General features: G+C 72.0%; 25 protein-coding genes, 5 tRNA genes and 1 pseudogene. 24 read left to right on the top strand and 7 right to left on the bottom strand.

Annotated elements, in window-relative coordinates:
* Positions 1 to 76: 76 nt before the first annotated feature.
* The 5 genes from ACZ6KO_RS30295 (at position 77) to ACZ6KO_RS30275 (ending at position 576) form a co-directional block, all read left to right on the top strand.
* Positions 77 to 148: transfer RNA gene (locus ACZ6KO_RS30295), tRNA-Gln, on the top strand.
* A 27-nt stretch (positions 149 to 175) separates the two neighbouring features.
* Positions 176 to 248: transfer RNA gene (locus ACZ6KO_RS30290), tRNA-Glu, on the top strand.
* A 61-nt stretch (positions 249 to 309) separates the two neighbouring features.
* Positions 310 to 382, top strand: a tRNA-Glu gene (locus ACZ6KO_RS30285).
* Between the two features lie 22 nt (positions 383 to 404).
* Positions 405 to 476, top strand: a tRNA-Gln gene (locus ACZ6KO_RS30280).
* Positions 477 to 503: 27 nt separating this feature from the next.
* A tRNA-Glu gene (locus tag ACZ6KO_RS30275) sits at positions 504 to 576 on the top strand.
* A 170-nt stretch (positions 577 to 746) separates the two neighbouring features.
* Here ACZ6KO_RS30275 and ndgR read toward each other — a convergent pair.
* Positions 747 to 1,463 carry an IclR family transcriptional regulator NdgR gene (gene ndgR / locus ACZ6KO_RS30270; protein WP_030304142.1) on the bottom strand — a complete coding sequence of 239 codons (717 nt, stop codon included), beginning with the start codon at positions 1,461 to 1,463 and terminating at the stop codon, positions 747 to 749.
* Positions 1,464 to 1,603: 140 nt separating this feature from the next.
* Here ndgR and leuC point away from each other — a divergent pair, with 140 nt between their 5' ends.
* The 4 genes from leuC to ACZ6KO_RS30250 all read left to right on the top strand — a co-directional run bounded on the left by leuC (position 1,604) and on the right by ACZ6KO_RS30250 (position 4,812).
* On the top strand, positions 1,604 to 3,037 hold the full coding sequence (leuC, locus tag ACZ6KO_RS30265; protein WP_469307178.1) for a 3-isopropylmalate dehydratase large subunit: 1,434 nt from the start codon (positions 1,604 to 1,606) through the stop codon (positions 3,035 to 3,037).
* 6 nt (positions 3,038 to 3,043) lie between these two features.
* The gene (gene leuD, locus ACZ6KO_RS30260; protein WP_469307177.1) at positions 3,044 to 3,637 is read left to right on the top strand and encodes a 3-isopropylmalate dehydratase small subunit; all 594 of its coding nucleotides are present in this window, start codon (positions 3,044 to 3,046) and stop codon (positions 3,635 to 3,637) included.
* Positions 3,638 to 3,775: 138 nt separating this feature from the next.
* Complete coding sequence (locus ACZ6KO_RS30255) at positions 3,776 to 4,003, top strand: SCO5555 family protein (RefSeq protein ID WP_219667952.1); 228 nt, start codon at positions 3,776 to 3,778, stop codon at positions 4,001 to 4,003.
* A gap of 143 nt (positions 4,004 to 4,146) precedes the next feature.
* A complete protein-coding gene (locus tag ACZ6KO_RS30250) occupies positions 4,147 to 4,812 on the top strand; it encodes an HU family DNA-binding protein (protein WP_469307176.1) in 666 nt (221 codons plus the stop codon).
* A 329-nt stretch (positions 4,813 to 5,141) separates the two neighbouring features.
* Here the strand turns inward: ACZ6KO_RS30250 and cofC are convergent.
* A pseudogene (cofC, locus tag ACZ6KO_RS30245) lies at positions 5,142 to 5,747 on the bottom strand (2-phospho-L-lactate guanylyltransferase); the annotation flags it as partial.
* 195 nt (positions 5,748 to 5,942) lie between these two features.
* Between cofC and ACZ6KO_RS30240 the strand changes: the two are divergent.
* Genes ACZ6KO_RS30240 through ACZ6KO_RS30230 form a run of 3 tightly spaced genes read left to right on the top strand, consistent with a single transcriptional unit; the run spans position 5,943 to position 8,896 of the window.
* Positions 5,943 to 6,695 (top strand): lysophospholipid acyltransferase family protein, encoded by a 753-nt coding sequence (locus ACZ6KO_RS30240; protein ID WP_469307175.1) that lies wholly within the window; start codon positions 5,943 to 5,945, stop codon positions 6,693 to 6,695.
* Entirely contained in the window at positions 6,692 to 7,702 is a 1,011-nt protein-coding gene (locus tag ACZ6KO_RS30235) for an NAD(P)H-dependent glycerol-3-phosphate dehydrogenase (RefSeq protein ID WP_469307174.1), read from the top strand. Before ACZ6KO_RS30240 ends, ACZ6KO_RS30235 begins: the two co-directional genes overlap by 4 nt.
* 39 nt (positions 7,703 to 7,741) lie before the next feature.
* A complete protein-coding gene (locus ACZ6KO_RS30230) occupies positions 7,742 to 8,896 on the top strand; it encodes a D-alanine--D-alanine ligase family protein (RefSeq protein ID WP_401457057.1) in 1,155 nt (384 codons plus the stop codon).
* A gap of 75 nt (positions 8,897 to 8,971) precedes the next feature.
* Here the strand turns inward: ACZ6KO_RS30230 and ACZ6KO_RS30225 are convergent, their stop codons facing one another.
* Positions 8,972 to 9,463, bottom strand: coding sequence for a DUF3515 family protein (locus tag ACZ6KO_RS30225; protein WP_469307173.1), 492 nt, complete (start codon positions 9,461 to 9,463; stop codon positions 8,972 to 8,974).
* A 23-nt stretch (positions 9,464 to 9,486) separates the two neighbouring features.
* A complete protein-coding gene (locus ACZ6KO_RS30220; protein WP_469307172.1) occupies positions 9,487 to 9,720 on the bottom strand; it encodes an Lrp/AsnC family transcriptional regulator in 234 nt (77 codons plus the stop codon).
* Positions 9,721 to 9,965: 245 nt separating this feature from the next.
* On the opposite strand from ACZ6KO_RS30220, the gene ACZ6KO_RS30215 reads away from it, so the two are divergent.
* Entirely contained in the window at positions 9,966 to 10,946 is a 981-nt protein-coding gene (locus ACZ6KO_RS30215; protein ID WP_401457063.1) for a thiamine-phosphate kinase, read from the top strand.
* Positions 10,943 to 11,746: a bifunctional hydroxymethylpyrimidine kinase/phosphomethylpyrimidine kinase gene (gene thiD, locus ACZ6KO_RS30210; protein WP_469307171.1), complete on the top strand. Its 804-nt coding sequence runs from the start codon at positions 10,943 to 10,945 to the stop codon at positions 11,744 to 11,746. The genes ACZ6KO_RS30215 and thiD overlap by 4 nt, the downstream gene beginning before the upstream one ends.
* A 110-nt stretch (positions 11,747 to 11,856) precedes the next feature.
* Here the strand turns inward: thiD and rpmB are convergent, their stop codons facing one another.
* On the bottom strand, positions 11,857 to 12,042 hold the full coding sequence (gene rpmB, locus ACZ6KO_RS30205) for a 50S ribosomal protein L28 (RefSeq protein ID WP_007266795.1): 186 nt from the start codon (positions 12,040 to 12,042) through the stop codon (positions 11,857 to 11,859).
* A 222-nt stretch (positions 12,043 to 12,264) separates the two neighbouring features.
* On the opposite strand from rpmB, the gene ACZ6KO_RS30200 reads away from it, so the two are divergent.
* The 9 genes from ACZ6KO_RS30200 (at position 12,265) to mutM (ending at position 21,275) form a co-directional block, all read left to right on the top strand.
* Positions 12,265 to 13,908: a DAK2 domain-containing protein gene (locus ACZ6KO_RS30200; RefSeq protein WP_469307189.1), complete on the top strand. Its 1,644-nt coding sequence runs from the start codon at positions 12,265 to 12,267 to the stop codon at positions 13,906 to 13,908.
* Between the two features lie 26 nt (positions 13,909 to 13,934).
* Entirely contained in the window at positions 13,935 to 16,139 is a 2,205-nt protein-coding gene (recG, locus tag ACZ6KO_RS30195) for an ATP-dependent DNA helicase RecG (protein WP_469307170.1), read from the top strand.
* A gap of 71 nt (positions 16,140 to 16,210) precedes the next feature.
* Positions 16,211 to 16,789, top strand: a complete 579-nt coding sequence (gene rsmD / locus ACZ6KO_RS30190) for a 16S rRNA (guanine(966)-N(2))-methyltransferase RsmD (RefSeq protein ID WP_469307169.1) — start codon at positions 16,211 to 16,213, stop codon at positions 16,787 to 16,789.
* Between the two features lie 14 nt (positions 16,790 to 16,803).
* Positions 16,804 to 17,283: a pantetheine-phosphate adenylyltransferase gene (gene coaD, locus ACZ6KO_RS30185; RefSeq protein ID WP_469307188.1), complete on the top strand. Its 480-nt coding sequence runs from the start codon at positions 16,804 to 16,806 to the stop codon at positions 17,281 to 17,283.
* Between the two features lie 94 nt (positions 17,284 to 17,377).
* On the top strand, positions 17,378 to 18,475 hold the full coding sequence (locus ACZ6KO_RS30180; protein WP_469307168.1) for an ATP synthase F0 subunit B: 1,098 nt from the start codon (positions 17,378 to 17,380) through the stop codon (positions 18,473 to 18,475).
* An 80-nt stretch (positions 18,476 to 18,555) separates the two neighbouring features.
* Positions 18,556 to 19,257, top strand: coding sequence for a YceD family protein (locus ACZ6KO_RS30175; protein WP_469307167.1), 702 nt, complete (start codon positions 18,556 to 18,558; stop codon positions 19,255 to 19,257).
* A gap of 2 nt (positions 19,258 to 19,259) precedes the next feature.
* Positions 19,260 to 19,433, top strand: coding sequence for a 50S ribosomal protein L32 (gene rpmF, locus ACZ6KO_RS30170; protein WP_003965982.1), 174 nt, complete (start codon positions 19,260 to 19,262; stop codon positions 19,431 to 19,433).
* Between the two features lie 19 nt (positions 19,434 to 19,452).
* Positions 19,453 to 20,274, top strand: a complete 822-nt coding sequence (gene rnc / locus ACZ6KO_RS30165; protein WP_469307166.1) for a ribonuclease III — start codon at positions 19,453 to 19,455, stop codon at positions 20,272 to 20,274.
* A gap of 131 nt (positions 20,275 to 20,405) precedes the next feature.
* Positions 20,406 to 21,275, top strand: coding sequence for a bifunctional DNA-formamidopyrimidine glycosylase/DNA-(apurinic or apyrimidinic site) lyase (mutM, locus tag ACZ6KO_RS30160; RefSeq protein ID WP_469307165.1), 870 nt, complete (start codon positions 20,406 to 20,408; stop codon positions 21,273 to 21,275).
* On the opposite strand, the gene ACZ6KO_RS30155 is transcribed toward mutM, so the two are convergent.
* Positions 21,248 to 21,655 carry a winged helix-turn-helix transcriptional regulator gene (locus ACZ6KO_RS30155; RefSeq protein WP_469307164.1) on the bottom strand — a complete coding sequence of 136 codons (408 nt, stop codon included), beginning with the start codon at positions 21,653 to 21,655 and terminating at the stop codon, positions 21,248 to 21,250. The two genes, mutM and ACZ6KO_RS30155, sit on opposite strands and share 28 nt — an antisense overlap.
* Before the next feature lie 145 nt (positions 21,656 to 21,800).
* On the opposite strand from ACZ6KO_RS30155, the gene ACZ6KO_RS30150 reads away from it, so the two are divergent.
* Positions 21,801 to 22,412, top strand: coding sequence for a flavodoxin family protein (locus ACZ6KO_RS30150; RefSeq protein WP_469307163.1), 612 nt, complete (start codon positions 21,801 to 21,803; stop codon positions 22,410 to 22,412).
* Positions 22,413 to 22,493: 81 nt separating this feature from the next.
* Here the strand turns inward: ACZ6KO_RS30150 and ACZ6KO_RS30145 are convergent, their stop codons facing one another.
* Complete coding sequence (locus tag ACZ6KO_RS30145; RefSeq protein ID WP_469307162.1) at positions 22,494 to 23,426, bottom strand: CAP domain-containing protein; 933 nt, start codon at positions 23,424 to 23,426, stop codon at positions 22,494 to 22,496.
* Positions 23,427 to 23,531 lie beyond the last annotated feature (105 nt).

Here is a 23,531-nt window from a genome sequence, read left to right as displayed (position 1 = left end):
TGCGCCGCCGGAGCGGGCCGAAAGGCCGGACGGAGGCGCCACTCAAAAGAAAGCCCCACAGGGGGTTGACTTTTGGTGGGGTATAGTGTAATTGGCAACACGAGGGTTTCTGGTTCCCTTATTCTAGGTTCGAGTCCTGGTACCCCAGCGCAGTGCAGCAGTAACGCAGTGCTTAGCCCCCGTTGTGTAGCGGCCTAGCACGCCGCCCTCTCAAGGCGGTAGCGCCGGTTCGAATCCGGTCGGGGGTACAGATCCTTCCCGCGAGGTCTCTTGGGTAGCTCCCGGACGTCTCGATGCAGGATCGCTAGGGCCCCCGTTGTGTAGCGGCCTAGCACGCCGCCCTCTCAAGGCGGTAGCGCCGGTTCGAATCCGGTCGGGGGTACTCGGTCTGGTATAGACCACTTTGGGCTATGGTGTAATTGGCAACACGAAGGTTTCTGGTTCCTTTGTTCTAGGTTCGAGTCCTGGTAGCCCAGCGCAGTGCAGCGCATGCTGTGATGCAGGCCCCCGTTGTGTAGCGGCCTAGCACGCCGCCCTCTCAAGGCGGTAGCGCCGGTTCGAATCCGGTCGGGGGTACGCACAGGAGAGGCCCTCCGCGATGATCGCGGAGGGCCTCTTCGTCGTTTCCGGAACGTACGCCGGGACCCGCCGGCGGGCACAAGTAGGGGCCCGGGGGCGCGCGTTCGAACGTGTGCGGCGTCGTGCGCGCCCCGGGGCCCGGGGGGTGGAGGGACAGGCGGAACGGGTCAGCCGGAGCGGCGCAGGGCCTCCGTGAGGCGGGCGGCGGCGTCGATGACCGCCTGCGCGTGCATCCGGCCCGGGTGGCGGGTCAGGCGCTCGATCGGCCCGGAGACCGACACGGCGGCCACCACGCGGTTCGAGGGCCCGCGCACCGGCGCCGAGACGGACGCCACACCGGGCTCCCGCTCGCCGATGGACTGGGCCCAGCCGCGGCGCCGTACGCCGGAGAGGGCCGTCGCCGTGAAGCGCGCCCCCTGCAGACCGCGGTGCAGCCGCTCGGGCTCCTCCCAGGCCATCAGGATCTGGGCCGCCGAGCCGGCCTTCATCGGGAGCGTGGAGCCCACGGGCACGGTGTCCCGCAGGCCGGAGAGCCGCTCGGCAGCCGCCACGCAGATACGCATGTCGCCCTGCCGGCGGTAGAGCTGCGCGCTCTCGCCCGTCACGTCGCGCAGGTGCGTGAGCACCGGTCCCGCCGTGGCCAGCAGGCGGTCCTCGCCGGCCGCGGCGGCGAGCTCCGCCAGCCGCGGGCCGAGGATGAACCGGCCCTGCATGTCCCTCGCCACCATCCGGTGGTGTTCCAGTGCCACGGCAAGGCGATGTGCCGTGGGTCGTGCGAGCCCTGTCGCCGCGACCAGCCCGGCGAGGGTGGCCGGACCGGACTCCAGTGCGCTCAGTACCAGAGCTGCCTTGTCGAGAACGCCGACGCCGCTAGAGTTGTCCATGAAACGATATTCACGTCTCACACTGTGAAACGCAAGTTCAATTTCGCCAGGAACTTGCGAAGGTGGTTGTGCGGCCGTACAACGGCCCGCGAATCGGGCACCGAGAAGTGCCGGCGCAGCCGTCGGCCGGAGGGAAAGCGATGGGTAGGACACTCGCGGAGAAGGTCTGGGACGACCATGTCGTCCGGCGGGCAGAGGGCGAGCCCGACCTCCTCTTCATCGATCTGCACCTGCTGCACGAGGTGACCAGCCCCCAGGCCTTCGAGGGGCTGCGCCAGAACGGCCGCGCGGTCCGCCGCCTCGACCTCACCATCGCGACCGAGGACCACAACACCCCCACCCTCGACATCGACAAGCCGATCGCGGACCCGGTCTCCCGCGCGCAGCTGGAGACGCTGCGCAAGAACTGCGCCGAGTTCGGCGTACGGCTGCACCCGCTCGGCGACGTCGAGCAGGGCGTCGTCCACGTGGTGGGACCGCAGCTGGGCCTGACCCAGCCCGGCACCACCGTGGTCTGCGGCGACTCCCACACCTCCACGCACGGCGCCTTCGGCGCGCTGGCCTTCGGCATCGGCACCAGCCAGGTCGAGCACGTGCTGGCGACCCAGACGCTGCCGCTGGCCCGCCCCAAGACCATGGCGATCACGGTCACCGGCGAGCTGGCCGAGGGCGTCACCGCCAAGGACCTGATCCTGGCGATCATCGCCAAGATCGGTACCGGTGGCGGCCAGGGCTACGTCCTGGAGTACCGCGGCGCGGCCGTCGAGAAGCTCTCGATGGAAGCCCGCATGACCATCTGCAACATGTCGATCGAGGCCGGTGCCCGCGCGGGCATGATCGCGCCCGACCAGACCACCTTCGACTACCTCCAGGGGCGCGACCACGCCCCCACGGGCGAGGACTGGGACGCGGCGGTCGCGTACTGGAGGACCCTGCGCACCGACGATGACGCGGTCTTCGACGCCGAGGTCGTCATCGACGGCGCCTCGCTCTCCCCGTTCGTCACCTGGGGCACCAACCCGGGCCAGGGCGCGCCGCTGTCCTCCCGGGTCCCCGATCCGGCTTCGTACGAGGACGCTTCGGAGCGCCTGGCCGCCGAAAAGGCCCTGGAGTACATGGGGTTGACGGCCGGGCAGCCGCTGCGCGAGATCAAGGTCGACACGGTCTTCGTAGGTTCGTGCACCAACGGCCGCATCGAGGACCTGCGCGCGGTCGCCGGGATCATCGAGGGCCGCAAAGTCGCCGACGGCGTACGGATGCTGGTCGTCCCCGGCTCCGTCCGGGTCGCCCTCCAGGCCGTCGAGGAGGGCCTGGACAAGGTCTTCAAGGAGGCCGGCGCCGAATGGCGGCACGCGGGCTGTTCGATGTGCCTGGGCATGAACCCCGACCAACTGGCCCCGGGCGAGCGTTCCGCCTCCACCTCCAACCGCAACTTCGAGGGCCGGCAGGGCAAGGGCGGCCGTACCCACCTGGTCTCCCCGCAGGTGGCCGCGGCCACCGCGGTCCTGGGTCACCTGGCCTCGCCCGCCGACCTGTCCGAGTCCTCCGCCGCTCCCGCCCCCTCCGGAGTCTGATCAGCCATGGAAGCCTTCACCACGCACACCGGCCGGGCCGTCCCGCTGCGCCGCAGCAACGTCGACACCGACCAGATCATCCCGGCCCACTGGCTGAAGAAGATCACCCGTGACGGGTTCGAGGACGGGCTCTTCGAGGCCTGGCGCAAGGACCCCGAGTTCATCACGAACCGCCCGGAGCGCCAGGGCGCGACGGTGCTGGTCGCCGGACCCGACTTCGGCACCGGTTCCTCCCGCGAGCACGCCGTCTGGGCCCTGCAGAACTTCGGCTTCAAGACCGTCATCTCCTCGCGGTTCGCCGACATCTTCCGCGGCAACTCCCTCAAGAACGGTCTGCTGACGGTGGTCCTGCCACAGGCGACCGTCGACGCGCTGTGGGAGCTGACCGAGGCCGACCCCGCCGCCGAGATCACCGTCGACCTGGTCGCGCGCCAGGTCCGCGCGACGGGCATCGAGGCCGAGTTCGAGCTCGACGACAACGCCCGCTGGCGTCTGCTGGAGGGCCTGGACGACATCTCGCTCACCCTTCAGAACGAAGCCGACATCGCGGCGTACGAAAGCGCCCGGCCGTCCTACAAGCCCCGCACGATCGCGCTCTGATTCCAGCCTGATCAGCGCTTCTTCACCCCTCGGGTGATCACCGCACCGGCACTGTGCCCCCCGCCCTCCGGCGGGGGGCACAGTCGTATGTTGAGGCCCCGTGAGGCGACAACTCGCCCCAGATGGCACAATCTGTGCATGGAACGCGACAGTCAACTCGAGCTCTACGAACTCGTCGCGGACCGGTTGAAAGAAGCACACGCAAGGGTGCGCTCACTGCAAGTCCCGGAGGGCGTAAGGATGGCGCTGTCCCGGAAGCTGTTGGTCGTCACGGCTGCGGCGAAGCATGATCTCGCCGATGCGGCAAGGCGCCTGGACAGGTTGATGAAGGACCTCGACGAGGGTCGATTCCCTGAAGGCGACTGATGCGAAGGAACTCCGCAACGGCCCCCATCGTTGCGGCACTAGGGTGATTAGCCCGTTTCGTGTTTGATTTGCGGTATATATCCGCCTAACGTGCGAAATAGCTTGAACACATTCGTTCTGGCGATGTCTCCGAAGGGGAAGACGTGAACAAGGCGCAGCTCGTAGAAGCGATTGCCGACAAGCTCGGCGGCCGCCAGCAGGCCGCGGACGCCGTCGACGCGGTACTCGACGCGATGGTCCGCGCGGTCGTCGCGGGCGACCGGGTCTCGGTCACGGGCTTCGGCTCGTTCGAGAAGGTGGACCGTCCGGCCCGCTACGCCCGTAACCCGCAGACGGGTGAGCGCGTCCGGGTCAAGAAGACCTCGGTTCCCCGCTTCCGCGCGGGACAGGGCTTCAAGGACCTGGTCAGCGGCACCAAGAAGCTCCCCAAGGGTGACGAGGTGGCCGTCAAGAAGGCGCCGAAGGGCAGCCTGACCGGCGGCGCTTCCGCGACGGTCAAGAAGGCCGCCGCGAAGAAGACCGCCACCGCCAAGAAGGCCGCCGCGAAGAAGACCACGACGGCCGTCAAGAAGACCACGGCCACGGCCAAGAAGGCCGCCGTCAAGAAGACGACGGCCGCCAAGACCACGGCCGCCAAGAAGACCGCCGTCAAGAAGGCCGTCGCGGCGAAGAAGACCACGGCCGCCAAGAAGACGGCGACCGCGAAGAAGACGGCGCCGGCCAAGAAGGCCGTCGCCAAGAAGGCGCCCGCCAAGAAGGCCACGGCGCGCAAGACCACCGCGAAGAAGGCTCCCGCCCGCAAGAAGTAGGGCAGCCGTCACACACGCCGGGCCGGCTTCCCCGCTGGGGAGGCCGGCCCGCGGTGCGTCCGCACCCGCCGCCGCGCGGGAACCCGCAGGTCAGGCGGTCGCGGTCGCGGCCGTAGTCGTACGAGGCGTCAGAGCGTCTGCAGGGTGATCAGCGTGATGCGCAGGGCGCCGCCCGACCCCTCGGTCTCGATCCGCACCCGCTGCCCCGGCCGCAGCAGCCGCAGGCCGCCCGCGTCGAACGCCGGGGCCTCGAAGGGAACCGGGGTGCCGTCGTCCAGCAGCACACTGCCGCTGCGGGTCCGGGGGTCGTACGTGTACGCGGTCGCCTGCATACCGGCACTGTATCGGGCCGTGTACGGGCCCAGGCCCAGGGCCGCCGCCGCCCGCAGGTCCTCGGCGGTGTCCACGTCCCGCCGTACGCTCACCACGTCCGCCAGCGCGATTTCCACCGCCCCCGACGCCGAATGCCGGGCCCGCGACGGACCCCCGAACGAGGGTGCCAATTCCACGCCCGGGGCCGCGGAAAGCAGTGTCGTCCCGATTCCTGCCGCATCCGCCAGAAATGCCCGGGGGAATTCCGCGGCGTTTTCGAGCACGCGTAGCAATTCCGGCGTCCGCAGGGCCGGGAGATCCGCGTTCATCGCGGCCACCGCCGCCCGCGGGCGGCCCGAGCGCACCGCCCGCACCCCGTGGGCCAGCGCCGCGTTGAGCCCGGCCGCCGGCACGTCCGCGACGACCCGCGCGCCCAGCGCGGCCAGTTCCGCCCCGGCCAGCGCGTCGTCCGTGACGACCACCACATCCGCGACCGCCGCGCAGGCCAGCGCCCCCGCCACGGTGTCCTGCGCGAACGCCAGCGCGAGCCCCGCACGGTCCGCGCCCGCCGCCGCCGCGAGGCGGCTCTTGGCCACCGCGAGGGGCTTCAGCGGCACCACCAGGCTCCAGACGGCGTTCGTGACGGCCCCTCCCTGTCGTACGTACGTCCGTCCATTGTCGCCCCCGTACGGCGACCGGGGGTCCCGGTACCGCGAGCGGGGCGTACGGTGTTCTCGACAGAGACCGGACCTGGGGCGACACTTGTCCGGCCGACCGGGTGCCCGAGAGCCGCGCCGGTCCGAGAGGAAGGTGTACGCGTGTCCCGCCGCAGAATCGGCTTCTGGTACCGCCTGGCGGCGGTCATCGCAAAACCGCCGCTGGTAGTGCTGTTCAAGCGGGACTGGCGGGGAATGGAGCACATTCCGGCCGACGGCGGATTCATCACCGCGGTCAATCACAACTCGTATCTGGACCCGCTCTCCTACGCGCACTTCCAGTACAACAGCGGCCGGGTGCCCCGCCTGCTCGCCAAGGCCGCCCTCTTCAAGGCGCCCATCGTCGGATCGATCCTGCACGGCACCGGCCAGATCCCCGTGTACCGCGAGACCACCAACGCCCTGGACGCGTTCCGGGCCGCCGTGGACGCCATCGAGCGCGGCGAGTGCGTGGCCTTCTACCCCGAGGGCACCCTCACCCGCGACCCGGACCAGTGGCCGATGGCCGGGAAGACCGGCGCCGCCCGGGTCGCCCTGATCACCAAGGCGCCCGTCATCCCGGTGGCCCAGTGGGGCGCCAACCTGGCGATGCCGCCGTACGCCAAGGAGAACAAGCTCAGCCTGTTCCCCCGCAAGACGCTCAAGGTGCTCGCCGGACCGCCCGTGGACCTCTCCGAGTTCTACGACCGCGAGCCCACCCCGGAGGTCCTCAAGGCCGCCACCGAGGTCATCATGGCGGCCATCACCGAACTGCTGGAGGAACTGCGCGGCGAGAAGGCCCCCGCGCAGCCGTACGACCACCGCCGGGCCAGGGCGGAACAGCGGCGCAAGGCCGCGGGAGAGGGCAGCAAGTGACACGTCCCGTGAAGGTCGCCGTCTTCGGAACGGGCTCCTGGGGCACCGCCTTCGGCATGGTCCTGGCCGACGCCGGCTGCGAGGTGACCCTGTGGGGCCGCCGCCCCGAGCTCGCCGACGCCGTCAACACCGGCCGGACCAACCCCGACTACCTGCCCGGCGTCGAGCTCCCGAAGGGCCTCACGGCCACCACCGACCCGGCCGAGGCCGCGCACGGCGCCGACTTCACGGTGCTGGCCATCCCCTCGCAGACCCTGCGCGGCAACCTCGCCGAGTGGGCTCCGCTGCTGGCCCCCGACACCGTCCTCGTCTCCCTGATGAAGGGCATCGAACTCGGCACCGCCAAGCGGATGAGCGAGGTCATCGAGGAGGTCGCCAAGGTCCCCGCGCACCGGGTCGCCGTCGTCACCGGCCCCAACCTGGCCCGCGAGATCGCCGCCCGGCAGCCCGCCGCCTCCGTCGTCGCCTGCGTCGACGAGGCCGTCGCCCAGCGCCTCCAGGCGGCCTGCCACACCCCGTACTTCCGCCCCTACACCAACACCGACGTGGTCGGCTGCGAGCTCGGCGGCGCCGTCAAGAACGTCATCGGCCTCGCCGTCGGCATCGCGGACGGCATGGGCCTGGGCGACAACACCAAGGGCTCCCTCATCACCCGGGGCCTGGCCGAAACCACGCGGCTGGGCCTGGCGATGGGTGCCGACCCGCTCACCTTCTCCGGCCTCGCCGGCCTCGGCGACCTCGTCGCGACCTGCTCCTCGCCGCTCTCCCGGAACCACACCTTCGGCACCAACCTGGGCCGCGGGATGACCCTGGAGGAGACCATCGCGGTCACCAAGCAGACCGCCGAGGGCGTCAAGTCCTGTGAGTCCGTGGCCGATCTGGCCCGCCGGCACGGGGTGGACATGCCCATCACCGACACCGTCGTGGACATCGTCCACAACGGCAAGCCGCCGCTCCTCGCACTCAAGGACCTGATGTCCCGCAGTGCGAAACCGGAACGCCGCTGACACCTTCCCGTGCCACCGAGCGGGTAGTCTCAAGCCGATATGAGCAGCGAGAACTCCTCCCAGAGCCCTGAGCAGCAGGGTCGCAAGCCGCGTGTGGCCGTCGTGTTCGGCGGCCGCAGCTCCGAACACGCCATCTCGGTGGTCACCGCGGGCGCCGTCCTGCGCTCCATCGACCGGACCAAGTACGAGGTGCTGCCCATCGGCATCACCACGGACGGCCGGTGGGCGCTGACCGCCGACGCGCCCGAGCGCATGGCCATCACCGACGGCAGGCTCCCGAACGTCGACGAGCTCGCCGACTCCGACGGCGGTGTGATCCTCCCCGTCGACCCCGCCAGCCGCGAGGTCGTCTACACCGAACCCGGCGCCATCCCCAAGGCACTGGGCGAGGTCGACGTGGTCTTCCCGGTGCTGCACGGCCCGTACGGCGAGGACGGCACCCTGCAGGGCCTCCTGGAACTCTCCGGCATCCCGTACGTCGGCTCCGGCGTCCTGGCCTCGGCCGTCGGTCAGGACAAGGACTACATGAAGCGGGTGTTCACCTCCTTCGGGCTGCCCGTCGGCCCGTACGTGACCATCCGCCCCCGCGAGTGGGAGCAGGACGCCGCCGGCGCCCGCCGCCGGATCGTGGACTTCGCCGGCGAGCACGGCTGGCCGCTGTTCGTGAAGCCCGCCCGCGCCGGCTCCTCCATCGGCATCACCAAGGTCGAGGACGTCACCGGCCTGGAGGACGCGATCGAGGAGGCCCGCCGCCACGATCCGAAGATCATCGTGGAGGCGCTGCTGCGCGGCCGCGAGATCGAGTGCGGCGTCCTGGAGTTCGAGGACGGGCCGCGCGCCAGCGTCCCCGCCGAGATCCCGCCGGTCTCCAGCCACGACTTCTACGACTTCGAGGCCAAGTACATCGACTCCGCCTCCGGGATCGTGCCCGCCCCGCTCACCCCGGAGCAGACCGCCGAGGTGCAGCGCCTGGCGGTCGAGGCCTTCGACGCCGCCTCCTGCGAGGGCCTGGTGCGTGCCGACTTCTTCCTCACCGAGGACGGCACCTTCGTGATCAACGAGATCAACACCATGCCCGGGTTCACCCCGATCTCCATGTACCCGCGGATGTGGCAGGAGACCGGCATCGGCTACCCCGAGCTGGTCGACCGCCTCGTCCAGGCCGCACTGCGCCGCTCCACCGGGCTGCGCTAGAGCGGTACCGGCACCCGACGGCGCCGCGTACGGGACCCCGCGGCGGGGTCCCGTACGCGGCTTCCGTACGCCGCTTCAGTACGAGGAGATGCCCTCCGGCACGGTCTTCGCGATCGCGTCCGAGAGACCGACCAGCATCCCGGCGTCCTTGGCGTGCTCCTTGTCCACCGCCACCTGGACATAGGCCAGCCGGCCCCCGGTCGTGAACCGGAAACCGCCGCCCTCGGCCGCGGGGAGCTGCTCCAGCAGCCAGGCGACGCCGTTGACGTGGATGCCCTCCTGCTTCGGATCGGCCATCTCGCGGGGCCGGGGGATCCCGCACCACAGTACGATCGCCGAGCCGCCCCACGCGGCGGTCAGGTCCGAGCGCGGAGCGGTCTCGCGGCGTGCGAGGCCCGCCACCCGGTCCGGGAGCTCCTCGTGCAGCGCGGCACAGAGTCCCGCGACCGCGGCGGGCGGCGTGGGCGGTGGTTCCACCCGCGCCTCGCGGTCGCCGGGCGCGCAGCCCGCGAGGACCAGCGCGGCGACCAGGGCGGGCAGACGGCGGGACCGGCGGTGCAGGGACATCACCGGCCAAGAGTAGACGGGGGCTACAGATGGACCACGGGGCAGGTCAGGGTGCGGGTGATCCCTTCCACCTGCTGGACCTTGGCGACCACCATGCGGCCGAGCTCGTCCACGGTGTCGGCCTGGGCGCGCACGATCACGTCGTACGGCCCGGTCACGTCCTCGGCCTGGATCACCCCCTCGATCTTTCCGATGGCCTCGGCGACCACCGACGCCTTGCCCACCTCGGTCTGGATGAGGATGTACGCCTGTACCACGGAACCTCCAGGGCGGCCACGAGGATCATTTCCCCTACCCTTCGGATGGGCCCAGGGAAATCGGGTGGGCCCGGGGGAGAAGGGACGCCACGGTACCGCGTCGTCGCGTGCCGCGGGGAGACCCGCGGGCCCGGCGCCGCGCGCAGCGGGGCGTACGCAGAGCAGAAGTTGACGTATCTGTTGACGGTACCCAGAGCTGTGACGGCTCGCGACCGCAAGCGGACTGGGCCAGAAGGAGCACAGCGATGAAGGGCACTGTGGGCGAGCTCGGGGAGTTCGGGCTCATCAGGGAGCTCACCTCCCGGCTCACCAGCACCCCGGCGGTCCGGCTCGGGCCCGGTGACGACGCCGCGGTGGTGTCGGCCCCGGACCGGCGCGTGGTGGCCAGCACGGACATCCTGCTGGAGGGCCGGCACTTCCGGCGCGACTGGTCCACCGCCTACGACGTCGGCCGCAAGGCCGCCGCCCAGAACCTGGCCGACATCGCGGCCATGGGCGCCGTCCCGACCGCGCTGCTGCTCGGTCTCGTGGTGCCCGCCGAGCTGCCGGTCACCTGGCCCACCGAGCTGATGGACGGCATCCGCGACGAGTGCCAGGTCGCGGGCGCGGCCGTGGTCGGCGGGGACGTCGTACGCGGCGACACCATCACCGTCGCCATCACCGCCCTCGGCGATCTGCGCAACCACGAGCCGGTCACGCGCTCCGGCGCCCAGCCCGGCGACGTCGTCGCCGTCACCGGCTGGCTGGGCTGGTCCGCCGCCGGCTTCGCGGTGCTCTCCCGGGGCTTCCGCTCCCCGCGGGCCTTCGTCGAGGCGCACCGGCGCCCCGAGCCGCCGTACCACGCGGGCCCCGCGGCCGCCGGACTCGGCGCCACCGCCATGACGGACGTCAGCGACGGGCTGATCGCCGACCTCGGGCACATCGCCGAGGCCAGCAAGGTCCGCATCGACATCAGGTCCGGCGCCGTGGACATCCCCACGCAGATGCACGACATCGGCCAGGCCGTCGGCGTGGACCCGCTCCAGTGGGTGCTCACCGGGGGAGAGGACCACGCCATCGTCGCCACCTTCCCGCCGGACGTGAAGCTGCCGGCCCGCTGGAAGGTCATCGGCGAGGTGCTCAACCCCTCCGCCCAGCCCCAGGTGACCGTCGACGGCGCCCCCTGGACCAGCACCGGCGGCTGGGACCACTTCGGCGGCGACGTCACCGAGGAGCCGCTGCGGTGACCGCGGCACCCGCGCTGTGCCTGACCGTCGCCGGATCCGACTCCGGCGGCGGCGCGGGCATCCAGGCCGACCTCAAGACCATGCAGGCGCTCGGCGTGCACGGGATGAGCGTGGTGACCGCCGTGACCGCCCAGAACTCGACGGGCGTACAGGGAGCCTGGGAGCTGCCCGCCGAGGCCGTCACGGCCCAGTACCGGGCCGTCGTGGACGACATCGGCGTCCACGCGGTCAAGACGGGGATGCTCTCCTCCGCCACGCTCGTGGAGACCGTGGCGGAGCTGCTGGCCGGCACCGGCGCCCCGGTCGTGGTCGACCCCGTGGGGGTCTCCAAGCACGGGGACACCCTGCTCGCCGCGTCCGCGCTGGACGCCGTCCGCACCGCCCTGCTTCCGCGGGCCACCGTGGCCACGCCCAACCTCGACGAGGTGCGCCAGCTCACCGGCGTGGCCGTGGAGAGCGAGGACGACATGTACCGGGCCGCCGACGCGGTTCTCGGGTACGGCTCGCGCTGGGCGCTGATCAAGGGCGGGCACCTCGCGGCGCACGGCGGCGAGGCCGCGGACCTGCTCACCGACGGCGAGCGCCGGCTGTGGCTGCGCTCGCCCCGCTACGACAACCGGCACACCCACGGCACCGGGTGCACGCTGGCCGCCGCGCTGGCCGCGGGGCTGGCCCGGGGCCTTGACGTGCCGGAGGCCGCCACGGCGGCCAAGGAGTACGTCACCGGAGCGATCCGGGGCGGCTTCGCTCTGGGCGGCGGCATCGGCCCGGTCGACCACGCCTGGCGCTGGCGCGCGTAGCCTCGTCGGCCGCCGGCCCCGCCGGGCCCTCCGGGGCAAGGCAAAAGGCCGGTCCACCGAGGTGGACCGGCCTTCTTGGCAACCGGAAGGGCTGCGCTACGACGGGAGCGTCAGCGCGAGACCTTGCCGGCCTTGATGCACGAGGTGCAGGCGTTGAGGCGCTTCGGCGTCCCATTGACCACGGCACGAACGCGCTGGATGTTCGGGTTCCAGCGACGCGAGGTGCGGCGGTGCGAGTGGGAGATGTTGTTGCCGAAGCTCGGCCCCTTGGCGCAAACGTCGCAGTTGGCAGCCACAGGTCACTCCAAAGACTTCAGGTGCAATTACAGTGAATCCGGCGCACCGGAATCGATAAGTCCGAAGTGGTTTGCCGGGGGAATGGCCCAGCTTTCGCTGGGCAACCGGAGCAGCATACAACGGCTGCTCCCGTACAGGAAAACTACCATGGACCCCGCAGCAGCCGCCCCGCCCTTCGTTACCCTGCGGTGAACCCCAGCCCGCACGAGGAGGAACGCCCGGTGCCGCACGAGTCGCACACCCTCGACGCCGATGTGGTGCGCACCTGGAGCTCCCTGGCGCTGACCGCCCTGGGCCGGGCCCGCGAGGACATCGACGCGATCAACGTCTACCCGGTCGCGGACGCCGACACCGGCACCAACCTCTACCTGACCGCCGAATCGGCCGCCCGCGAGGTCGAGGCGGCCTGCGCGCCCGGGCACGTGAGCGGGACCACCGCCGCCGCCTCCCTCGCCGAGGCCGTGACGGCCTACGCGCACGGCGCCCTCATAGGCGCACGCGGCAACTCGGGCACCATCCTCGCGCAGCTGCTGCGCGGCATGGCCGACGTGCTCGGGGTCCCGGAGACCGCCGGTCAGGAGCCGGGCGCGCGGCTCGCCCACGCCCTGACCCGGGCCGCCGAGTCCGCCTACAAGGCGGTCGCCCACCCCGTCGAGGGCACCATGCTCACCGTCGCCGGCGCCGCCGCGCGGGCCGCCGAGACCACCGCCGGGGCGCCGGCCGCCGTGGCCCGGGCCGCCTACGACGCGGCCCGCACCGCCCTGGAGAGGACCCCCGCCCAGCTGGCCGTCCTCGGCAGGGCCGGGGTCGTGGACGCGGGCGGCTGCGGCCTGGTCGCCGTCCTCGGTGCGCTGTGGCAGGCGCTGTCCGGACAGGAACCGGCCGCCGAGCCGGTCCCCGGGCGGTCGGTACCCGTGCCACGCCCCGCCGAGCCCTGCGACCGGGAACTCGGGGGCGGGCCCGCGTACGAGGTGATCTACCTGCTGGAGGCCGCGGAGCCCGCCGTGGACATTCTGCGCGCCCGGCTGGACGGGCTCGGGGACTCCCTGGTCGTGGTCGGCGGCGACGGGCTGTGGAACGTCCACGTCCACGTCGACGACCCCGGGGCCGCTGTAGAGGCCGGCGTGGAGGCCGGGCGGCCGTACCGGATCCGCATCACGCACTTCGCCGACGACGCCCGGCAGCGGGCCCGCGCCGAACGCGCCCAGCGGGCCGTCGTCGCCGTGGTCCCCGGGGAGGGCCTGGCCGGGCTCTGCGGGGAGGCGGGCGCGACCACCGTGCTCGCCCGCCCCGGCGAGCCGCCGAGCGCCGCCGAGGTCGCCGACGCCGTACGCCGCGCGCACGCCCGCGAGGTGGTGCTGCTGCCCAACGACGCCGAATGGCGCCTGGCCGCCACCGAGGCCGCCGAAGCGGCCCGCGCCGAGGGCGTACGGGTCGCCGTCATCCCCACCCGCTCCGCGGTCCAGGGGCTGGCCGCCCTCGCCGTGCACGACCCCGACGGCAGCTTCGACGAGGACGTGGTCGCCATGACCGCGGCGGCCGGGGCCACCCGCTACGCGGAACTGGCCGTCGCCGAACGGCAGTCCTTCACCTCCGCCGGCATCTGCCAGGCCGGCGACGTCCTCGGCCTCATCGACGGCGACGTCGCGGTGATCGGCGCCGGGCTGCCGGAGACCGCCGAGGCGGTCCTGGACCGCATGCTGGGCTCCGGCGGCGAACTGGTCACCCTGGTCCTGGGCCCCGAGGTGCCGGACGCGCTCGCCGACCGGCTGGCGGCGTACGTACGGGGCGGGCACCTGGCCGTGGACACCGTCACCTACCGCGGCGGCCGCTACTCGGCCCCCCTGCTCATCGGGGTGGAGTAGCCGCCCTGTCACACCCATGGTGTGCAATGGAGCACGTGCCCGCGCTCGACGAACCACTGAAGAAGACGCTCGGCCCCGCCACCGCCAAGGTGCTGGCCGAGCAGCTCGGCCTGCACACGGTCGGCGACCTGCTGCACCACTACCCCCGGCGGTACGCCGAACGCGGCGAGCTGACCCCGCTCGCCGAGCTCGCCGACCAGCTGGACGAACACGTGACGGTCGTCGCGCAGGTCGCCGACGCCCGCGTGCTCACCTTCAACGGCGGCCGCGGCCGCCGCCTGGAGGTCACGATCACCGACGGCGCCGGCCGGCTCCAGCTGGTCTTCTTCGGCTCCGGCGTCCACAAGCCGCACAAGGAACTGCTGCCGGGCACCCGCGCGATGTTCGCGGGCAAGGTGGGCATGTTCAACCGCAGGCTCCAGCTCGCGCACCCCGCGTACGAGCTGCTCGGCGGCGAGGGCGCCGACCGCGACGCGGTGGACGCCTTCGCCAACCAGCTCATCCCGATCTACCCGGCCTGCGGGAAGCTGGAGACCTGGAAGATCTCCAAGGCCGTCGACGCGGTGCTCCCCAGCACCGCGGACGCCCTCGACCCGCTGCCGCCCGCCCTGCGGGAGGGCCGCGGCATGCTCACCCTCCCCGAGGCCCTGCACCAGATCCACCGCCCGCGCACCAAGGCCGACATCGCCCGCGCCCGCGACCGCCTCAAGTGGGACGAGGCCTTCGTCCTCCAGGTCGCCCTGGCCCGCCGCCGGCACGCCGACACCCAGCTGCCCGCCGTCCCGCGCCGCCCTGCCCCCGGCGGACTGCTCGACGCCTTCGACGCCAAGCTCCCCTTCACCCTGACCGACGGCCAGCAGAACGTCTCCCGCGAGATCTTCGACGACCTGGCCACCGACCACCCCATGCACCGCCTCCTCCAGGGCGAGGTCGGTTCGGGCAAGACGATGGTGGCCCTGCGGGCGATGCTCGCCGTCGTCGACTGCGGCGGACAGGCGGCCATGCTCGCGCCCACCGAGGTGCTCGCCCAGCAGCACCACCGCTCCATCACCGAGATGATGGGCGAGCTCGCCGAGGGCGGCATGCTGGGCGGCTCGGAGCAGGGCACCAAGGTGGTCCTGCTCACCGGCTCGATGGGCACGGCCGCGCGCCGGCAGGCTCTGCTGGACCTGGTCACCGGCGAGGCCGGGATCGTCATCGGCACGCACGCCCTGATCGAGGACAAGGTGCAGTTCCACGACCTCGGCCTGGTCGTCGTCGACGAACAGCACCGCTTCGGCGTGGAGCAGCGCGACGCCCTGCGCTCGAAGGGCAAGCAGCCCCCGCACCTGCTGGTGATGACCGCCACCCCCATCCCGCGCACCGTCGCGATGACCGTCTTCGGCGACCTGGAGACCTCGGTCCTGGACCAGCTGCCCGCCGGGCGCTCCCCGATCGTCACCCACGTGGTGCCCGCCAAGGACAAGCCGCACTTCCTCACCCGCGCCTGGGAGCGGGTCCGCGAGGAGGTCGAGGGCGGCCACCAGGCGTACGTGGTGTGCCCGCGCATCGGCGACGACGAGGAGGAGACCAAGGGCGGGAAGAAGAAGGCGTCCGCCGAGGACGAGGCCGAGAAGCGGCCGCCGCTCGCCGTCCTCGACATCGCCGCGCAGCTCGCCGCCGGCCCGCTGGCCGGGCTGTCCGTCGAGGTGCTGCACGGCCGGATGGACCCGGCCGACAAGGACGACGTCATGCGCCGCTTCGCCGCCGGTGAGGTCACGGTGCTGGTCGCCACCACCGTCATCGAGGTCGGCGTCAACGTCCCGAACTCCACCGTGATGGTGATCATGGACGCGGACCGGTTCGGCGTCTCCCAGCTGCACCAGCTGCGCGGCCGGGTCGGGCGCGGCTCGGCGGCCGGCCTGTGCCTGCTGGTCAGCGAGATGCCCGAGGCCAGCCCCGCCCGGGCCCGGCTGGCCGCCGTCGCCGCCACCCTCGACGGCTTCGAGCTCTCCCGTATCGACCTCGAACAGCGCCGCGAGGGCGACGTGCTGGGCCAGGCCCAGTCGGGCGTGCGGTCCTCGCTGCGCGTGCTGTCCGTCATCGAGGACGAGGAGGTCATCGCCCAGGCCCGGGAGGAGGCCACCCGCGTGGTCGCCGCCGACCCCGAGCTCGCCGCCCTGCCCGGGCTGCGCACGGCGCTGGACGCCCTGCTGGACACCGAGCGGGAGCGGTTCCTGGAGAAGGGCTGACAATGGGGGCGGGCCGTCCCCCGACGGGACGGTCCGCCCCGCCCCGACCCCGCAGACGACAAGGACCCCAGATGACCCGCGTGATCGCCGGCACCGCCGGCGGGCGACGCCTGGCCGTGCCGCCCGGCACCGGCACCCGGCCCACCTCGGACCGGGCGCGCGAGGGCCTGTTCTCCACCTGGGAGTCGCTGCACGGCCTCGACGGGGCCCGCGTCCTGGACCTGTACGGCGGCTCCGGCGCGGTCGGCCTGGAGGCGCTCTCCCGCGGCGCGGCCCACACCCTGCTCGTCGAGGCCGACGCCAAGGCCGCCCGCGCCATCCGGGAGAACATCAGGACCCTGGGCCTGCCCGGCGCCGAGTTCCGGGCCGGCAAGGCCGAGCAGATCGTGGCGGCTGCGGCCTCCGGGGAGCCGTACGACATCGTCTTCCTGGACCCGCCGTACGTCGTCAGCCATGACGATCTTCGGGAGATCCTGCTCACACTCCGGTCCAATGGCTGGCTCACGGACGACGCGCTCGTCACCGTGGAGCGCAGCACCAGGAGCGGTGCCTTTCCGTGGCCCGAGGGCTTCGAGCCGCTCCGGTCGCGCAAGTACGGCGAGGGCACCCTGTGGTACGGCCGCGCCGCCTTCACAAGCGAAGACTCATGAACGAGGGGGTTCAGTTGCGCCGCGCCGTCTGTCCGGGGTCCTTCGATCCCATCCACAACGGGCACCTCGACGTCATCGGACGTGCCTCCAGGCTGTACGACGTCGTGCACGTCGCCGTGGGGATCAACGAGACGAAGCAGGGCCTGTTCACCGTCGAGGAGCGGATCGAACTGATCCGCGAGGCGACGGCCGGGTACGGGAACGTCCAGGTCGAGGCCTTCCGCGGGCTGCTCGTCGACTTCTGCAAGCAGCGTGAGATCCCGGCCATCGTCAAGGGCCTGCGCGCCGTCAGCGACTTCGACTACGAGCTCCAGATGGCGCAGATGAACATGGGCCTGTCGGGCGTCGAGACGCTGTTCGTGCCGACGATCCCCACCTACAGCTTCCTGTCCTCCTCGCTGGTCAAGGAGGTCGCGTCCTGGGGCGGCGACGTCGCCCACCTGCTGCCGCCGCACGTGCACGCCGCGCTGATGGAACGTTTGGCCAGTCGCTGACCCCGGCGACCGGTGTCCCGGGGCCGGCCGGCGGCCGTACAGTCGTCCCGTCCGTCCCGGGAACCAGCCGGGGCCGAGAGAGTGCGAGCACCCCATGGACGTGCAGAAGAAGCTCGACGAGATCGTGGCGGCGGTCGACCGGGCGCGCTCCATGCCGATGTCGGCCTCCTGCGTGATCAACCGTGCGGAGCTGCTCGCCCTGCTCGACGAGGTGCGCGGGGCGCTGCCCGGCTCGCTCGCCCAGGCCCAGGAGCTGCTCGGCGGCCGTGAGCGGATGGTGGAGGACGCCCGCCGGGAGGCGGAGCGGATCATCGAGTCGGCGCACGCCCAGCGCGGCTCGCTGGTCTCCGACACCGAGGTCGCCCGCCGCTCGCGGCAGGAGGCGGACCGGATCCTGGCGCAGGCCCGCCACGAGGCCGCCGAGATCAGGGCCGAGGCCGACGACTACGTCGACAGCAAGCTGGCGAACTTCGAGGTTGTCCTCACCAAGACCATCGGCTCGGTCGACCGCGGCCGCGAGAAGCTCCTCGGCCGCGGCCCGGGTGCGGACGAGCACGGTCACGCGGACGCCGAGGCGCCCGAGCGCGGCCACGACCCCGAGACCCGCGCCCGGCAGGCCGACGCGTACGTGGACGCCAAGCTCGCGACCTTCGAGGCGGTGCTCTCCAAGACCCTGGAGGCCGTCGGGCGGGGCCGGCAGAAGCTGCTGGGCCGGCTGCCCGACGAGGACCTCGGGGCGCACATCGCGGCGCAGGACGCGGCGGGCGGCCCGGCCTCGTCGCGCTCGGGCAGCGACGCGGACTTCCTGGCGGGGCTGGCCGAGCCGGGGGCCCCGGTGGCGATCCCGGCCCAGGCCGCACCGGAGCCGGAACCCGTGTACGAGACGTACTCCTACCAGCAGCCGGTGTACCAGGACCCGTACGGGGGATACCCGCAGCCGGACCCGTACGCGGCGGCCGCCTACGCGCAGGCGCCCCGGCAGCAGATCCAGCCCCAGCAGGGCGACCCGTACGCCGCCTACCAGCAGCCGCACCAGCAGCAGCAGCCGCACCAGCCGCAGCCGCACCCGTACCCGCAGGTGCCGCAGCCGGGGCTCGACGAGACCAGCTTCTTCGACACGAGCATGATCAATCTCGACCAGCTGCGGCTGGGGGCACCTCCCTCGCGCGGCCACTTCGACGACCGGGCCTAGCCGCGCGACCGGCCCGGATTGGGCTCAGGGCGAAGCGCCGGGTATCCTGGCTGTTCGGTCGCGCGTATGCGACTCCCTCCATGCTGCCCGCAGGCGGCTATCTGAGCGATTTCACGAAAGCAGGAACGGCCCTGAACGCCCGCCTCGACCACCGCAACCCCCTCGTGTTCGACACGCACGAGCTGGGACGGCGTCCTGGTGCCATGCAGCGGCTGTCCCGCGAGATCGCGGCTCCGGCGGACCTCGGTCTCGAAGGGGTCATCGGGGTGCCGGAGGGCGCCCCCGTCCAGCTCGACCTCCGCCTGGAGTCGGTCATGGAAGGGGTGCTTGTCACAGGCACCGCCCGTGCATCGGCCGTGGGGGAGTGCGTAAGGTGTCTGGAGGCCGTGGAGCGTGAGCTCGACACGGACTTCCAGGAGATGTTCTCGTACCCTGACGCCGACGACCGGGGCCGCGTGAAGGCGGAGCCGGGCGACGACGCCGAGGACGACGAGGACAGGCTCTTCCTCGAGGACGGCTTGTTCGACCTCGAACCCGTGCTGCGGGACGCGGTGGTGCTCGCACTGCCGCTGCAGCCGGTGTGCCGGGAGGACTGTCTCGGACTGTGCCCCGAATGCGGGGTCAGCCTGAACGACGACCCGGACCACCACCATGAAGCCGTCGACATCCGTTGGGCGGCATTGCAGGGACTCGTCGTGACCGATCAGGACGGCGAGAAGGACAACATGAGCGGCACTGCATCTGACGACGTTCAGAGCGCCGCCGAGAAGCAGGAGAAGTAGCCGTGGCTGTTCCGAAGCGGAAGATGTCGCGCAGCAACACGCGCCACCGCCGGTCGCAGTGGAAGGCTGCGGTCCCCACCCTGGTTTCGTGTGAGCGTTGCCAGGAGCCGAAGCTCCAGCACATCGCGTGCCCGAGCTGCGGCACCTACAACAAGCGCCAGGTCCTCGAGGTCTGAGCGGCTGGTGAGAGGCGCAATGTCTGAGCTTGCCGGCGATAAGAAGCAGGCAGACAGCAGCAACGCGGCCTCGTCCCACACGCTTCTGGAAGGGCGGCTCGGCTACACGCTCGAGTCCGCCCTTCTGGTGCGTGCGCTGACGCACCGTTCGTACGCGTACGAGAACGGCGGCCTGCCCACCAACGAGCGCCTGGAGTTCCTCGGGGACTCCGTGCTCGGCCTGGTGGTCACGGACACGCTGTACCGCACCCACCCCGACCTGCCCGAGGGCCAGCTGGCCAAGCTGCGGGCCGCGGTGGTCAATTCGCGTGCGCTGGCGGAGGTCGGACGTGGCCTCGAACTGGGTTCCTTCATCCGGCTCGGCCGGGGCGAAGAGGGAACGGGCGGACGGGACAAGGCGTCCATCCTCGCCGACACCCTGGAAGCGGTGATCGGCGCGGTCTATCTCGACCAGGGACTCGACGCGGCCTCGGAGCTGGTGCACCGGCTCTTCGACCCGCTGATCGAGAAGTCCTCGAACCTCGGAGCCGGCCTGGACTGGAAGACCAGTCTCCAGGAGCTCACGGCGGCCGAGGGCCTTGGCGTACCCGAGTACCTGGTCACCGAGACGGGTCCGGACCACGAGAAGACCTTCACTGCTGCCGCCCGCGTCGGTGGTGTCTCGTACGGCACCGGCACTGGCCGCAGCAAGAAGGAAGCGGAACAGCAGGCGGCGGAGTCCGCGTGGCGCGCGATCCGCGCGGCCGCGGACGAGCGGATCGCGGCCCAGGCCGCGGCGGCGGCCGCCGGAGGAAGTGAGGACGGCGGGACGCCGACCCCTGCCGACACTCCTTCCGCCTGACCCGCCCTTCCTTCGGGCATCCCGCCCGCCCCCTCGGTCCGAGGGGGCGGGCGGCCCCGTTTTCCGGGCCTTCGGGCGGGGTCGGTAGGCTCGACCACGACCGACCCGCGCCCTTTTCCCCAGGAGAGACCGTGCCCGAGCTGCCCGAGGTGGAAGTCGTACGGCGCGGGCTGGAGCGCTGGGTGGCCGGCCGGACCGTCGACTCCGTCGAGGTGCTGCACCCGCGGGCCGTACGGCGCCACCCCGCCGGCGGGGCCGACTTCGCCGCCCGGCTGGCCGGGCGGACCATCGGCGTGCCGATGCGCCGGGGCAAGTACCTGTGGCTGCCCCTCGAAGGGCAGGGCACGTCGGTCCTGGGGCACCTCGGGATGAGCGGTCAGCTGCTCGTCCAGCCCGAGGAGGCCGCGGACGAGAAGCACCTGCGGATCCGGGTCAGGTTCCGCGACGACCTCGGCACCGAGCTGCGCTTCGTGGACCAGCGCACGTTCGGCGGGCTCTCGCTGCACGAGAGCGCCGCCGGCAGTACGGACGGCCTGCCCGACGTCATCGCCCACATCGCCCGGGACCCGCTGGACCCGCTGTTCGACGAGACGGCGTACCACCTCGCCCTGCGCGCCAAGCGCAGCACCGTCAAGCGGGCGCTGCTCGACCAGTCGCTCATCAGCGGTGTCGGCAACATCTACGCCGACGAGGCCCTGTGGCGGGCCCGGCTGCACTACGACCGCCCGACCGACCGGCTGACCCGGCCCCGGAGCGTGGAACTCCTCGGCCACGTACGCGACGTGATGAACGCGGCCCTCGCCGTCGGCGGGACCAGCTTCGACAGTCTGTACGTCAACGTCAACGGTGAATCGGGCTACTTCGACCGCTCGCTCGACGCGTACGGCCGCGAGGACGAGCCGTGCCGGCGCTGCGGGACTCCGATGCGGCGCCGGCCCTGGATGAACCGGTCCAGTTACTTCTGCCCGCGCTGTCAGAGGGTGCCGCGCGCCTCGTCGTAGGCCTCCCGGGCGGCCAGCACCTGCGGCATGCCCTCCTCCAGGAAGCGGATCAGCGTGAGCAGCCGGGTGGCGACCTCGCGCCCCATCGGCGTGAGTTCGTAGTCCACGCGCGGCGGGTTCGTCGGCTGCGCCTCCCGGTGCACCAGCCCGTCGCGCTCCAGCGCGTGCAGGGTCTGGGACAGCATCTTCTCGCTCACGCCGTCGACGCGCCGGCGCAGTTCGTTGAACCGGCACGAACCCTCGTACAGCGCTCCCAGGGTCAGGCCGCCCCAGCGGCCGGTGACGTGTTCCAGCGTTTCGCGGGACGGGCACGCGCGCGCGAAGACATCGAACGCCAGTTCGCAGGCCGTCGCGGTTTCGGTGCGGGCGGGAGTCTCCATGAGGCAAGCGTACCCCTGGGTAGCGCTAACTTGCAGATTGCGCTTTCAAAAGGAAAGTGCTTTTCTGTGGGTGTCGCCGCCGGGGGAGCCCCCGCACCGCCGCGCCGACACCCCGCCCGCAGTGCCCCGAGGAAAGGTCCCCGCCATGTCCGCCACCGCTCACACCCCCGTCGTCTCCATCGCCTACCACTCCGGCTACGGCCACACCGCCGTCGTCGCCGAAGCCGTACGCGACGGGGCCGTCGACGGCGGCGCCATCGTGCACCTGATCAAGGTCGACGAGATCGACGACACCCAGTGGGCGCTGCTCGACGCGTCCGACGCGATCGTCTTCGGCTCGCCCACCTACATGGGCACCGCCTCCGGCGCCTTCCACGTCTTCGCCGAGGCCAGCTCCAAGCGCTGGTTCCAGGACGCCTGGCAGGACAAGCTCGCCGCGGGCTTCTCCAACTCCGCCTCCAAGAGCGGCGACAAGCTGCACACCCTGCAGTTCTTCCAGACGCTGGCCGCCCAGCACGGGATGAACTGGGTCAACCTGGGCCTCAAGCCGGGCTGGAACAGCTCCACGGGATCCGAGAACGACCTCAACCGCCTCGGCTTCTTCGCGGGTGCCGCCGCCCAGACCAACTCCGACGAGGGTCCGGAGGGCGTGCACAAGGCCGACCTCGCCACCGCCCGGCACCTGGGCCGCCGGGTCGCCGAGCAGGCGGCCGTCGTCCTGGCCGGCCGTGCGGCACTGGCCGCCGTCGCCGCCTGAGGCACGCCCACCCCGGATGCGACCGCGCCCCCTGTCGTGGTGACAGGGGGCGCGGTCGCGTCCGTTTCGTGCGCGGGTGGGCTAGAAGCCGAAGTCCTGCGTCCACCACGGGCCGCCGGCGGCGACGTGGACACCGACGCCGAGGGTGCGGAACTCGCAGTTGAGGATGTTCGCCTTGTGGTCGGGGCTGTTCATCCAGGCGGTCATGACGGCCTGGGCGTCGCCCTGGCCGCGGGCGATGTTCTCGCCGCCCATCCCCGCCAGGCCGGCCTTGTCGGCGCGGTCCCACGGCGTGTTGCCGTCGGGGTCGGTGTGGGAGAAGAAGCCCCGGGTGGCCATGTCCTTGCTGAACGCGGCGGCCAGAGCGGCCAGCGGCGGGTTCGCGCGGACGGCCGGGCAGCCCGCCTTGGCGCGCTCCGCGTTGACCAGTTCCAGTACGGCCTTCTCCTCGGCGTCGTGCCCGGTCGCGACCGTGGGCACCACGTTCTTCGGGGGCTCGGGGACCTTGGTGGGTGCCGGGGCCTTCGGGGTCTTCGGGGCCGGGGGAGCCACGGGCGCCGCCGTGCGCGGCGCGGGCTTCACGTCCGGCAGGGCCGGCTTCCCGGTCTTCTCGGACTTCTCGGACTTCTCGGACTTCTCGGGGTTCCCGGGCTTCTCGGGCTTCTCGGGCTGGTCCGGTTCCTTCGCGGCGGGAGCGGACGCGGACGGCGTCGGCGCGGCGGAGGCCGAGGGGGAGGGGGAGGGGGAGGGGGACGGGGACGCGGAGGCCGACGGGGCCGGGGAACCGCTCGCGACGGCATCGGCCGTGGCGCGGGCGGAGAGGTTCGCCAGCCCGCCCTGCTGCTCCACCTCGGACGCGGTCGCGCGCGGGGTGCGCGGCGTCGCCCCGGCCTCGGTCTTCTTGCCCTCGGTGCCCACGTACGGGAAGGACCCGCCGACCGGTACCACGCCGGTGGTCACGGCCGCGGTGCCCAGGGCCACGGCCACCGAGATCCCCAGCAGCCCATTGCGCACGACGGAACCGCGCGGGGAGCGCGGAGCGGGAAGTCGGTGGCGTCCCATCGGCGAGCCTTCCAAGATCAGCCATTACCCACCCAAATGGGTGAGTTCATTGGTGGG

The organism is Streptomyces sp. NPDC042102 (assembly GCF_055582305.1).
The sequence above is the reverse complement of the archived record's forward strand: the minus strand, read 5'-3'. Positions and strand labels throughout refer to the sequence as shown.